Below are 13,354 nucleotides of genomic sequence, written 5' to 3' on the forward strand. Positions count from 1 at the left end.
GGAGGGAGAGGGTTAGGGTGAGGGGGAAAGCACCCACTAGCGCAGAATTTTCTTCTCAGCCAAATCCAGCGCAAAGTAGCTAAAGATAAGATCCGCGCCCGCGCGCTTAATCGCACCCAGACTTTCCAGCACCACTTTCTCTTCATCAATCGCATCCGCCTGGGCGGCGAATTTGATCATCGCGTACTCACCGCTCACCTGATACGCGCCAATTGGCAGCTCAGTGCGTTCGCGGATATCGCGCAGAATATCCAGATATGGGCCTGCCGGTTTCACCATCAGGCAATCCGCACCCTGTGCTTCATCCAGCAGCGACTCGCGAATCGCTTCGCGGCGGTTCATCGGGTTCATCTGATAGGTTTTACGGTCGCCTTTCAGTGCCGTGCCCGCAGCTTCGCGGAACGGGCCGTAGAATGAGGATGCAAACTTGGTGGAGTAGGACATGATCGCGGTATCGGTAAACCCGGCAGCGTCCAGCGCCTGACGAATTGCCTGTACCTGACCATCCATTGCCGCAGAAGGCGCGATGAAGTCGGCACCCGCCGCCGCAGCGACAACGGCTTGTTTACCCAGATTCAGCAGGGTTGCATCGTTATCCACGCCGTGATCACACAGCACGCCGCAGTGGCCGTGAGAGGTATATTCACAGAAGCAGGTGTCGGACATGACAATCATTTCCGGCACCGCGTCTTTACAGATACGCGACATGCGCGCCACGAGGCCGTCTTCCTTCCAGGCATCGCTGCCGGTCGCGTCGGTGTGGTGTGAAATGCCGAAGGTCATTACCGAGCGGATACCCGCATTCGCAATACGCTCGATTTCGCGGGCGAGATGTTTCTCCGGAATGCGCATCACGCCAGGCATGGCGTCGATGGCCTTGTAGTCGTTGATCTCTTCTTCAACAAAGATCGGCAACACCAGGTCGTTTAAGCTCAGTGTTGTCTCTTCAAACATAGCCCGCAGCGCAGGTGAGCGGCGCAGACGGCGTGGGCGAGTGATTAAATCGGTCATGATTTGCCTGATGTTTGTGGAACATGCATCCATTGTAACCGAATCACCATCGTGATGTTTTACTAAAGTTGTGCTTATAAAGGAGGAGATCGGCGCAGGGGCGATGAAGACGGTTTCAGGGAATTCTTAAATTATTGCCAATGATGAATTGAATGGCGTTTTAATTGTTTTTATATATAACTATGTTTTTAATTATCGCATCAACCATAGATGCTGATTTTATTTTCAATGGTGGTTTGTTTTTGTATTTATTCTATAAATTGGATAAATGATTTTTTCAAATTTCGAAGGTGAATGTTTTATTTTATTTAGTGGTTTTTTTATGTTTTTATTAGAAAATTGAATTGTTGTTACTTATTGATATTATTGGGTTTGTTGTTGTTTTTGGCGAGCGGTTATCACTCAATTAAGTTGTCCGAATACAGACATTAAGTAAAGATTAATTGAACCTTTTATCCTGTGCATCGCATAATTACACCCGCAACAATACTCATATTGCATTGTTAATTGATGGACCAACGAATATACGTCCCTGAGGAGGGATGACAAATGCACTCCTGGAAAAAGAAACTTGTAGTATCACAATTAGCATTGGCTTGCACTTTGGCAATCGCCTCTCAGGCAAATGCTACAACAACTAACGACATTTCTGGCACGACCTACAATACTTTCCATCATTACGATGATGCCACTTATGCAGATGGTGTTTACTATGATGGTTATGTAGGTTGGAACAACTACGCAACTGACAGCTTCTATAACGGTGATATCTATCCTGTTATTAATAACGCAACTGTCAACGGCGTTATCTCCACTTACTATCTGGATGATGGTATCTCTACCAACACCAACGATAACAGCCTGACAATTAAAAACAGCACCATCCACGGCATGATTACTTCCGAGTGCATGACCACTGATTGTGCTAACGATCGCGATACTGGCTATGTGTACGATCGTCTGACTCTGACTGTCGATAACTCTACTATTGACGATAACTACGAACATTATACTTACAACGGTAAGTATACTGACGGTACCGCAGATACCCACGTTGTTGATGTTTATGATATGGGTACAGCCATCACTCTGGATCAAGAAGTTGATCTGGCAATCCAGAATAACTCTCATGTAGCGGGTATCACACTGACTCAGGGTTATGAATGGTCAGATGTTGACGATAATACCGTTGCTACTGGTGTTAACAGCCAGGAAGTGTTTAACAACACAATCACTGTTAAAGATTCTACTGTGACCTCAGGTTCATGGACTGATGAAGGAACGGATGGTTGGTTTGGTCATACGGGCAATGCCAGCAATTACAGCGGTAATCCTACTGCTGATGATGTTGCAATTGCTGCAATCGCCAATCCGTATGCTGACAACGCGATGCAGACTACTGCAACCTTCGACAATTCAACCCTGATGGGCGATGTTGTTTTCTCCAGCAACTTTGATGAAAACTTCTTCCCGAATGGCGCTGATAGCTATCGTGACACTAATGCTGACGTAGATACTAATGGTTGGGATGGCACAGACCGTATGGATGTGACCCTGAACAACGGTAGTAAGTGGGTCGGTGCTGCAATGTCTGTGCATCAGGTTGATACTGATGGTGATGGCACTTATGACGGTTATGCAGCTGGCACTGATGTGACAGCTACTCTACTCGATGTAGAGGCTAACAGCCTGTGGCCGGGAGTGATCACTCGTATTGTAGGTGTTGATGATCCTGATTCTTTGTATCCTGAAGATAATCATGTTGTTGATACCAGTGTTTACCAGAGCGGCCTGTTCACCGTGACCCTGAACGGTGCTTCAGAATGGGATACTACCAAAACCTCTCTGATTGATACCTTAAGCATCAACAGCGGTTCTCAGGTTAACGTAGCGGATTCAAGTCTGATCTCCGACACGATTTCCCTGACCGGTGGTTCTTATCTGAATATCGGTGAAGACGGCCACGTTGCTACTGATACGCTGACCATCGATAACAGTACCGTTAAAATGTCTGATGATGTAGCTGCGGGCTGGGGCATTACTGATGCAGCTCTGTACGCGAACACCATCACCGTGACTAATGACGGTCTGTTGGATGTGAACGTTGATCAGTTCGATGCTAACCCGTTCCAGGCTGATACCCTGAACCTGACCAGCACTACTGATACTGCGGGTCATATCCATGCAGGCGTATTCGATATCCATAGCAGCGATTATGTAATGGATACCGACCTGGTCAACGACCGCACCAACGACACGTCTAAATCTAACTACGGTTACGGCGTTATCGCGATGAACTCTGATGGTCACCTGACTATCAACGGTAATGGCGACAACGACAACACTGCATCCGTAGAAGCGGGTCAGAACGAAGTTGATAACACGGGCGACAACGTAGCTGCTGCAACCGGTAACTACAAAGTTCGTATCGACAACGCTACAGGTAAAGGTTCTATCGCAGACTACAAAGGCAACGAGCTGGTTTATGTCAACGACAAAAACAGCACCGCGACCTTCTCTGCTGCCAACAAAGCTGACCTGGGTGCATACACCTATCAGGCACAGCAAGTGGGCAACACTGTTGTTCTGCAACAGACTGAGCTGACCGATTACGCAAACATGGCGCTGAGCATCCCGTCTGCAAACACCAACATCTGGAACATGCAGCAGGATACCCTGAACAATCGCCTGAACACCTCTCGTCACGGCTTTGAAGACAATGGCGGCGCATGGGTGAGCTACTTCGGTGGCAACTTCAACGGCGACAACGGCACCATCAACTATGACCAGGACGTCAACGGCATCATGGTCGGTGTTGATAGCAAAATCGACGGCAACAACGCTAAATGGATCGTCGGTGCTGCGGCTGCCTTCGCGAAAGGCGACATGAATGACCGTACTGGTCAGGTGGATCAGGACAGCCAGTCTGCCTACGTCTACTCTTCTGCTCGCTTCGCGAACAACATCTTTGTTGATGGCAACTTAAGCTACAGCCGCTTCAACAACGACCTGAGCGCAACCATGAGCAATGGCGACTATGTTGATGGCGACACTACCGCCGATGCATGGGGCTTTGGCTTGAAACTGGGCTACGACTGGAAAATCAACGACGCTGGCTACGTAACTCCGTACGGCGCAATTTCTGGTCTGTTCCAGTCTGGCGATAGCTACAGCCTGAGCAACAGCATGGATGTCGGTGGTCAGGACTACGACAGCCTGCGTTATGAACTGGGCGTTGATGCTGGTTACACCTTCAACTACGGTGACCAGGCTCTGACTCCTTACTTCAAACTGGCTTATGTGTATGACGATTCCAACAATCACAACGACGTCAACGGCGACAGCATTGACAACGGTGTTGAAGGTTCCGCAGTACGCGTAGGCGTGGGCAGCCAGTTCAGCTTCACCAAAAACTTCAGCGCTTACACCGGTGTTAACTACCTCGGCGGCGGCGATGTTGATCAGGATTGGGGCGCAAACGCTGGTGTTAAATACACCTGGTAATGGCTCTCCGGTAAACGGGGAAGGTGACTTCCCTGTTTAACTGAACGTTACTCATGCCCGTCATTACTATGGCGGGCATTTTTACATGGATGGTAGAAAATGCCTGCATTGAGTAAACCACTGAGCGAATTTGTTACTCTTGATAAGCACTTATCTCCTCGCAGTATCCATTTTGATTTACCGGCTGGCGCTATTATCCTGTCGGAAGATAAAAAGACGGAAAACCATACTCTCGTTTTAACGCAAGGCTCGGTCTCTATCCGACGAAACCCCGGCAATATTATGTTCGGAATGTCGCAAAGCCCGGCTATTTTTGGCCTGGTCGGGGCCATCATGAAAATTCAACAGGATTACACGCTCACCACCGAAAGCGATTGTCGCGGGTACTACTTGCCTGTGCAGGACACGCTGCATTGCCTGACGCGCTATCAATTGTGGCGTGAAGCACTCTACTGGGTGACATGGCAGCATCGCATGCTGGAAGTGCGTGATGCGCAGCTTATTGGCTCCAGCAATTATCAACAAATCCGCAGCACTCTGCTGGTGATGGCAAAGTGGAACGATAATCTGCGTGCCAGAGTTGGCGTGATGAAGTTTATCCAGCACAGAACGAATATTTCACGCTCGGTCATTGCCGAAGTGCTCTCGGCTCTGCGTCAGGGAAATTATATCCAGATGGAAAAGGGCAAACTCGTCAGCATCACGCGTTTGCCCTACGACTATTAAGAGCCTGGAACAGCCAGCGGCTGATTGCCGCTCAGTTCCGTAACCAGATTATTGATACCGTCGCTCATATTGGCGAATCGGGTAAGTGGAGAACGGGTGACTACAACAAATGCGCCCACGTTTTCCTGCGGAATCATTGCCATATAGGTAATGAAACCACCGCCGCCGCCCGTTTTCTGAATAATCCCTGGGCGACCATTTTTCGGCGACATATAGACCCATCCCAGACCCAGCGCATCTGCTTTGCCTGGCACATCCATACCCACTACTCGGGTGAGCTGATTGCGCTGATAAATCAGCGTCTGCATCCGATCCGCCTGATTACTACGATGATAGAAATCAGAAGAGAGATACTGCTGCATCCAGCGCATCATATCGCCAGGCGTGGAATAAACCCCGCCGCTACCGACGGCAGCCAGCGTATTGTTACACGGACTGGCGCCTTTCTCGGCCACCATCAAACGACGGCACTGATCTGGCGACGGCGTAAAGGTGGTGTCTTTCATGCCCAACGGGCGACTGATTTGCTCTTCAAACAGCTGTGAATAAGGTTTCCCGGCAGCATTGCCCAGCGCATCGGCCAGCAGATCGAAAGCCAGGTTAGAGTAGCTGGCTTGGGTACCGGGCGCGGTTTTCAGCGTCGCGTTATTGAGATAAGACCAGCGTTGTGACTGGGTCGGCCAGACAAACACCGGGCGATGCGCCGCGCCGCCCGGCTGCTCGCGCGGCAGCGCGCTGGTGTGCGTGGCGAGGTTCACCAGGCGAATCGGTGAGCCCTGATAAGTTGGCACATGCGCGCCCGGCGGAGCATATTTGCTTAACGGATCATCAAGCTTCACCACGCCCTGGTCGAGCAATTTCACCAGCATCTCGCTGGTCATCAGCTTGGTCAGCGACGCAATACGAATCACTGAATCTAACTGTGGATGCACGTTGTTGCCCGGCCGGGTTTCGCCAAAGCTGCGGAATACGCGCTGGTTGCCATCGATAACCACCAGTGCCATCCCCGTAGCGCCGCTGCCGTAGAAGATATGGTTAGCGTAGCGGTCGACAATATCGGAAGCAAAAACGGGATCGGCGATCGGCTGAGCCGCCTGGACCGATGTCAATGACGCCACGCAGAGCGCGGCAGAAAAAAGCAGACTACGTTTCAACGAAGGCATCCATAAATGAAATGGGGGAACAGTGCGTATTTATACTACTTACACCGTGAATCGGCACCTGAGAAAGCGCCATTAAACGCTATCATAGCGGGAAAAACGTAACGGTGAGTAACCGTGGATATGAAACTTTGTATTGAAGACACACTTTTGTGATCCGTCGCGTATGATAGATAAGATGAATATTCCATTTGTGTCGCTGAATACGGTTAAAACGTGAGTCAAACCTTCCTGGAAACCGCGTTACAACTGAAATATCGTTAAGGCGATTTTGCACCTTTTACCGGCGAACTAAGCGCCTGTTTATCGGTCTCATTGTGCGGTTATCTTTCGTTTTTACGTGGTATCCCTTTGGTTGCAGCGCATGCTGCGACAGGACTTGTGTTGTACACAGCAAACGCCAGAACCATAAGAAGTTAGCAGGAGAGCACTATGTTTAAGTCTTTTTTCCCTAAGCCGGGGCCCTTTTTTCTCTCGGCATTTATTTGGGCGTTGATTGCCGTCATTTTCTGGCAAGCGGGTGGAGGAAGCTGGCTGCTGAATCTGGTTCATGCATCGAAGGATGTCCCGATTAGCGCAGCCCGCTTCTGGTCGCTGAACTATCTGGTTTTCTACGCGTTCTACGCCGTTTGCGTCGGGCTTTTCGCGCTCTACTGGTTTGTGCGCAGCCCACATCGCTGGCAATACTGGTCGGTACTGGGTACCGCGCTGATTATTTTCGTCACCTGGTTTTTGGTGGAAGTGGGCGTGGCGGTCAACGCCTGGTATGCCCCGTTCTGGGACCTCATCCAGCAGGCGCTTACCTCGCCAAATAAAGTCTCTATTAACCAGCTCTATCACGAAGTCGGTATTTTCCTTGGCATCGCCCTGATTGCGGTCACCGTCGGCGTGCTTAATAACTTCTTTGTCAGCCACTACGTCTTCCGCTGGCGTACGGCGATGAACGAACACTATATGGCGCACTGGGATCACCTGCGTCATATCGAAGGGGCAGCGCAGCGTGTGCAGGAAGACACGATGCGTTTTGCCTCCACGCTTGAAGACATGGGCACCAGCTTTATCAACGCCATCATGACGCTAATTGCCTTCCTGCCGGTGCTGGTTACGCTCTCGGCCCACGTGCCGACGCTACCCATTCTGGGCAGCATTCCCTATGGTCTGGTGATTGCCGCGATCATCTGGTCGCTGATGGGCACCGGGCTGCTGGCGATTGTCGGTATCAAACTGCCAGGTCTGGAATTTAAAAACCAGCGTGTGGAAGCGGCGTACCGTAAAGAGCTGGTCTACGGCGAAGATGACGAAGCCCGCGCCACGCCGCCAACCGTGCGCGAACTGTTCAGCGCCGTGCGTCGCAACTACTTCCGTCTCTATTTCCACTATATGTATTTCAACATTGCCCGTATCCTGTATCTTCAGGTCGATAACGTTTTCGGTTTATTCCTGTTGTTCCCCTCGATTGCGGCTGGTGCAATCACGCTGGGCCTGATGCAGCAGATCCTCAACGTATTCGGTCAGGTGCGCGGTTCGTTCCAGTATCTGATTAGCTCCTGGACGACGCTGGTGGAATTGATGTCCATCTACAAACGTCTGCGCAGCTTCGAGCACCAGTTGGATGACAAAGATCTCCAGGAAGTGACCCACACATTTAGTTAATTTCTACAAGGAAGCACGATGACGCCAGTATCACGTTATGTCTCACTCCCGTTAACGTTGCTGGCGGGGCTGGTATTATGCGCCTGTACCAGTCAACAGACGCCAACGTTGAAGAAAGGGGAGAAGCCCGTTGACGTGGCGTCGGTGGTGCGGCAAAAAATACCGGCCAGCGTGAAGGACCGGGAAGCCTGGGCGCAGGCGCTGGCAAAAACCTTTGAAAGCCAAAAGCTGGCACCGACAAAAGAGAATATCTGTTCGGTGCTGGCGGTGGCGCAGCAGGAATCCAACTATCAGGCGGACCCCGCCGTTCCAGGGTTGAGTAAAATCGCCTGGCAGGAGATTGACCGCCGTGCCGAGCGTATGCACATACCGACGTTCCTCGTGCATACCGCCCTGAAAATCACTTCGCCTAACGGCAAAAGCTACAGCGAGCGGCTGGATAACGTGAAAACGGAAAAACAGCTGAGCGCGATTTTTGACGACTTTATCAATATTGTGCCGATGGGGCAGACGCTGTTTGGCTCGCTGAATCCGGTACATACCGGCGGCCCGATGCAAGTGAGCATTGCCTTTGCCGAGGCGCATACGCGTGGTTACCCGTGGAAAATGGACGGCACCGTACGTCAGGAAGTCTTCAGCCTGCGCGGTGGGCTGTGGTTTGGCACGTACCATCTGCTGAACTATCCGGCCAATTACACGGCCCCAATTTACCGATTCGCAGACTTTAACGCAGGCTGGTATGCCAGCCGTAACGCGGCATTCCAGTATGCGGTCAGTAAAGCGACCGGCGTTAAGCTGGCGCTGGACGGCGATTTAATCCGCTATGATAGCGATGACGCGGGGAAGACCGAGCTGGCGGTGCGCAAACTGGCAGGCAAACTTTCGCTGAGTGATGACGAAATCCATCGCCAGTTGAAGAAGGGTGACAGCCTGGCGTTTGAAGAAACCGAGCTCTACAAGGGCGTGTATAAAATAGCGCAGCAGAAAACCGGCAAAACGCTGGTGAAAGAGATGTTACCTGGGATTCAGTTAGAGAGCCCGAAGATCACGCGCAATCTCACCACGGCGTGGTTTGCGAAGCGCGTCGACGATCGTCGGGCGAAGTGTATGGCGAACTAAGATTAGCGCTGGCGACGCCAGCGCATCACGAGCGCCACGAAGCCTAGAATCGCACAGCCGCCCAGGAACGGCACCAGACCAAACAGGGTTCCGACGGCCAGCCCCATTTCTACACGCGGGCGGCCCGTATCCTGCATTTGCATCAAATGCTCGTAAACCCCAGGCGCATGCACCAGCAGGTTTAGCAACTGTGCACCAGCCCAAAAGCAGAGCAGAACGAACACCGCATAGGCGACGTTGCCCGGCGCAGAAGATGCGCTTTTTTTCCCATTCAGGATGAGCTTCGACAAGGCGAAATCTGTCATAAAGACCTCCCGGACTTCATTACATGACCGTGACACTGGCATGAGTGTGACAGCCTTCCTCGCAGGGCAGTATAAGAATTATGGTAATTTCGGTTAAGGATTAGTCCTGGATTACCGGGAGTCGTGCGGCGATCACAAATCTCGAATGTAAACATTTTGCTAACATTAAATAATTGCTGTTCACACCACAGACCCATGGCCGGGGATATGCGAAGATGATTTTTTTATCTCCGGAGCCGTTATGAAGCTGCCTACAAAAATTCGCCGTGACTGGCACTACTATGCGTTCGCTATTGGTCTGATTTTTATTCTTAACGGCGTAGTTGGCTTGCTGGGTATTGAAGCGAAAGGCTGGCAAACCTACGCAGTTGGGATGGTGACGTGGGTGATTAGCTTCTGGCTGGCGGGGTTAATTATTCGCCGCCGCCCGGAGGGCGACGGCGTGGAAGAGGGGGCGAACTAACCCTTTCTTACATTGTCGTTTTGAGGGCGCTATCGGCCTGATGGCGCTCCAGTGCCAGCTCGATTAAACGTGTGATCAGCGAGGTGTAATCCAGCCCGCTCGCCTGCCACAGTTTTGGATACATGCTGATGTTGGTGAAACCCGGTAGCGTATTGATTTCGTTGATCACAACTTCATTCTCCGCCGTCAGGAACACATCGACACGCGCCATCCCGCTGCAACCCAGCGTCTGATACGCCTGCACCGCCACATCGCGGATTTTGTCGTTGATCTCTGCCGGAATCGCCGCCGGAACGACCACTTTCGCGCCATTATCATCAATGTATTTAGTATCGTAGGCGTAAAATTCGCTGTTCAGTACAATTTCGCCACAGGTGCTGGCCTGCGGTTCATCATTGCCCAGCACTGCGCATTCGATCTCGCGGCCTTTAATACCCTGCTCAACCACCACTTTATGGTCAAACTCAAATGCCAGCGCCACGGCCTGTTGATATTGCGCTTCGCTGTTAACCTTGCTGACGCCAACGGAGGAACCCTGATTGGCGGGTTTTACAAACAGCGGCAGGCCCAGCTTCGCTTCCACTTCCGCAAACGAGATACGGTTACGGTTGCTGCGCGTCAGGGTAATAAATGGCGCGATGGCCAGCCCGGCGTCGCGCAACAGGCGCTTGGTGACGTCTTTGTCCATGCAGGCGGCAGAACTCAGGACATCTGAACCCACAAACGGCAGATTCGCCACGCGCAGCATACCCTGAAGGGAGCCATCTTCGCCGAGCGTGCCGTGAACAATCGGGAAAATGACGTCAATGGCGCCCAGCGGTTGGCCGCTTTCTGCGTTGATCAACTGCTGCGAGGTTTTCCCTGGAATTTGCGCCAGCGTCACATCAGAGTGGCGAAGGGCGATTTTTGCCGGGTCCTGCGCATTCAGCAAATAGTTTTGCGCATCATTAATGTGCCACTGACCCTGCTTATCAATGCCCAGCAGTACTACGTCAAAGCGTGTTTTATCAATGGCTTCAACGATATTCTTAGCCGACTGCAGCGACACTTCGTGCTCTGCTGATTTCCCGCCGAAAACAATCCCAACCCGCAACTTCGCCATCTTTAATTCCATCCGTTCCAAACGCAAAACACATAACATACCACGTGATTTCCGGGCTATCTGCCATAATCTTTAACTTTATTGCAGGCAGGAGAGCCGATGAAAATCACGCGCTGGCTGGTATTTGCGGGGCTTATCGCTATTGGCTATGGTGGCTATCAGATGCTGCCATCCTGGTACAATCCATTTACGCCATTAATGCTTAACGATCCGCCCGGTCTGGTGACGCGCTGGAAGCTCAAAGCGATAACGGATGCGCAGTGTCAGACGCTGCTGGCCGAGGCAAATCAGCAAAATCTTATCAGTACGCAGAGCGTGGCGCCGAGCGGCGGCGCATGTCCGCTCACGGATGTGGTACAGGTGCGTGATTTTGGCACGGTGAAACTCAGCAATCGCTTTCTCGCCAGTTGCCGCCTGGCGCTGAGCAGCGCGTTGTATGTGGAACAGCAGGTGAAGCCACTTTCCCGCCAAATGCTGAACAGTGAAGTGACGCGCATTGACCATCTGGGGAGTTTTGCCTGCCGCAATATTTATCATCGCGCCGACGGCCCGCTGAGCGAACATGCCACGGCAAATGCGCTGGATATCAGCGGCTTTCGTCTGGAGAATGGTAAACAGGTTAGCGTGCTGAAAGGCTGGACGCAGCCGCAGACTCAACCGTTCCTGCAAACGCTGCTGGCGATTAGCTGCCAGTATTACGGTAATGGGCTTGGGCCCAGCTACAACGCGGCGCACGCCAATCATTTTCATCTCGGTATGCGCGGCTACGGGCTTTGTCGCTAAGCATAACTCTCTTTTTGGTGGAAATTAAAACGTGAGATCGTTCACAGAAAATAGCAAATCAATGATAAAACCCTAAACTCACCGCGAACGCATCTCTGACAATACCGACTGCCATACAACTTGCTACCCTGTGCACTTGTCCGCATAAGTGAACGAAAACGCGTAGTTATGGAATCCTGGAAGGTAAATCTCATCTCTGTCTGGTTCGGCTGCTTCTTTACCGGCCTCGCCATCAGTCAAATTCTGCCCTTTTTGCCGCTCTACGTGGCGCAGCTGGGCGTCACGTCTCATGAATCACTCTCGATGTGGTCAGGGCTAACGTTCAGTATCACTTTTCTGGTCTCGGCGATTGTCTCGCCCATGTGGGGCAGCCTGGCGGATCGCAAAGGGCGCAAATTGATGCTCCTGCGCGCGTCGTTGGGGATGGCGATTGCCATTTTGCTGCAAGCCTTTGCCACCAACGTCTGGCAGCTGTTTATTCTGCGCGGTGTGATGGGGCTGACGTCGGGGTATATCCCGAATGCGATGGCGCTGGTGGCCTCGCAGGTGCCGCGCGAGCGCAGCGGCTGGGCGTTGAGTACGCTCTCTACCGCGCAGATCAGCGGCGTCATCGGCGGGCCTCTGCTCGGCGGCTTCCTCGCGGATCACATGGGTCTGCGGATGGTCTTTTACATCACCGCGTTTTTGCTGATGATTAGCTTCCTCGTCACCCTGTTTTTAATCAAAGAGGGCGTGCGTCCGCAAATCAGCAAATCAGAGCGGCTGAGCGGGAAGGCGGTATTTGCTTCGCTGCCGTATCCGGGGCTGGTGATCAGCCTGTTTGTCACCACCATGGTGATCCAACTGTGTAACGGATCGATTGGCCCGATTCTGGCGTTGTTTATTAAATCGATGACGCCGGACAGTAACAACATCGCTTTCCTGAGCGGGATGATCGCCGCCGTACCGGGCGTCTCGGCGCTGATCTCCGCGCCACGGCTTGGCAAGCTGGGCGACCGTATCGGTACGGCGCGTATTCTATTGGCGACGCTGTGCTTTGCGGTGGTGCTGTTCTTCGCCATGTCGTTTGTTACCACACCGTTCCAGCTTGGCGTGCTGCGCTTCCTGCTCGGCTTTGCCGATGGCGCGATGCTTCCGGCAGTCCAGACGCTGCTGCTGAAGTACATCAGCGAACGCGTGACCGGGCGAATTTTCGGCTACAACCAGTCGTTTATGTATTTGGGCAATGTTGCCGGGCCGCTGATCGGGGCGTCTGTTTCTGCCATGGCGGGCTTCCGCTGGGTGTTTGTGGCGACAGCGATTATTGTGCTGATTAATATCTGGCAACTGGTGGTGATGCTGCGACGCAGTAAAACCAACCCTCACCCCGGCCCTCTCCCTGAGGGAGAGGGTGAAAAACAGCGTCATATGTAAGCCCAGGCACGGCCAGTTCCTTCTCCCTTGAGGGAGAGGGTTAGGGTGAGGGGGAAAAATGCGACTCCCTCACCCTCATTTCACACAAATGTTCCCTCGATCACAAAACGATCAT

The 13,354-nt window shown here is 52.2% G+C and carries 11 protein-coding genes; 7 read left to right on the forward strand and 4 right to left on the reverse strand.

What is annotated here, in order from left to right; all coding sequences use genetic code 11:
* Window positions 1-36 precede the first annotated feature (36 nt).
* The gene (gene hemB / locus AC1MKH_RS05230; protein ID WP_276222653.1) at window positions 37-1,011 is read right to left on the reverse strand and encodes a porphobilinogen synthase; all 975 of its coding nucleotides are present in this window, start codon (window positions 1,009-1,011) and stop codon (window positions 37-39) included.
* Between the two features lie 549 nt (window positions 1,012-1,560).
* On the opposite strand from hemB, the gene ehaB reads away from it, so the two are divergent.
* Entirely contained in the window at window positions 1,561-4,515 is a 2,955-nt protein-coding gene (gene ehaB, locus AC1MKH_RS05235; protein ID WP_276222651.1) for an autotransporter adhesin EhaB, read from the forward strand.
* 99 nt (window positions 4,516-4,614) lie between these two features.
* Entirely contained in the window at window positions 4,615-5,241 is a 627-nt protein-coding gene (locus AC1MKH_RS05240) for a helix-turn-helix domain-containing protein (protein WP_276222649.1), read from the forward strand.
* Here the strand turns inward: AC1MKH_RS05240 and ampH are convergent.
* Window positions 5,238-6,395 carry a D-alanyl-D-alanine-carboxypeptidase/endopeptidase AmpH gene (gene ampH / locus AC1MKH_RS05245; protein WP_327621990.1) on the reverse strand — a complete coding sequence of 386 codons (1,158 nt, stop codon included), beginning with the start codon at window positions 6,393-6,395 and terminating at the stop codon, window positions 5,238-5,240. The two genes, AC1MKH_RS05240 and ampH, sit on opposite strands and share 4 nt — an antisense overlap.
* Window positions 6,396-6,833: 438 nt before the next feature.
* On the opposite strand from ampH, the gene sbmA reads away from it, so the two are divergent.
* Window positions 6,834-8,054, forward strand: a complete 1,221-nt coding sequence (gene sbmA / locus AC1MKH_RS05250) for a peptide antibiotic transporter SbmA (protein WP_276222645.1) — start codon at window positions 6,834-6,836, stop codon at window positions 8,052-8,054.
* Between the two features lie 18 nt (window positions 8,055-8,072).
* Entirely contained in the window at window positions 8,073-9,173 is a 1,101-nt protein-coding gene (locus AC1MKH_RS05255; protein ID WP_276222643.1) for a DUF1615 domain-containing protein, read from the forward strand.
* A gap of 2 nt (window positions 9,174-9,175) precedes the next feature.
* Here the strand turns inward: AC1MKH_RS05255 and AC1MKH_RS05260 are convergent, their stop codons facing one another.
* Window positions 9,176-9,478 carry a DUF2755 family protein gene (locus tag AC1MKH_RS05260; protein ID WP_015965649.1) on the reverse strand — a complete coding sequence of 101 codons (303 nt, stop codon included), beginning with the start codon at window positions 9,476-9,478 and terminating at the stop codon, window positions 9,176-9,178.
* Window positions 9,479-9,719: 241 nt separating this feature from the next.
* Between AC1MKH_RS05260 and AC1MKH_RS05265 the strand changes: the two genes are divergently transcribed.
* Window positions 9,720-9,941, forward strand: coding sequence for a DUF2754 family protein (locus tag AC1MKH_RS05265; protein ID WP_276222641.1), 222 nt, complete (start codon window positions 9,720-9,722; stop codon window positions 9,939-9,941).
* Between the two features lie 7 nt (window positions 9,942-9,948).
* On the opposite strand, the gene ddlA is transcribed toward AC1MKH_RS05265, so the two are convergent.
* Window positions 9,949-11,043: a D-alanine--D-alanine ligase gene (ddlA, locus tag AC1MKH_RS05270; RefSeq protein ID WP_276222639.1), complete on the reverse strand. Its 1,095-nt coding sequence runs from the start codon at window positions 11,041-11,043 to the stop codon at window positions 9,949-9,951.
* A gap of 99 nt (window positions 11,044-11,142) precedes the next feature.
* On the opposite strand from ddlA, the gene AC1MKH_RS05275 reads away from it, so the two are divergent.
* Together AC1MKH_RS05275 and AC1MKH_RS05280 are read left to right on the forward strand one after the other, a co-directional pair.
* The gene (locus AC1MKH_RS05275; protein WP_276222637.1) at window positions 11,143-11,826 is read left to right on the forward strand and encodes an extensin-like domain-containing protein; all 684 of its coding nucleotides are present in this window, start codon (window positions 11,143-11,145) and stop codon (window positions 11,824-11,826) included.
* Window positions 11,827-11,994: 168 nt separating this feature from the next.
* Complete coding sequence (locus AC1MKH_RS05280; protein WP_276222636.1) at window positions 11,995-13,239, forward strand: multidrug efflux MFS transporter; 1,245 nt, start codon at window positions 11,995-11,997, stop codon at window positions 13,237-13,239.
* Window positions 13,240-13,354 lie beyond the last annotated feature (115 nt).

The sequence above is a fragment of the Pseudocitrobacter sp. CD920760 genome, assembly GCF_057782505.1.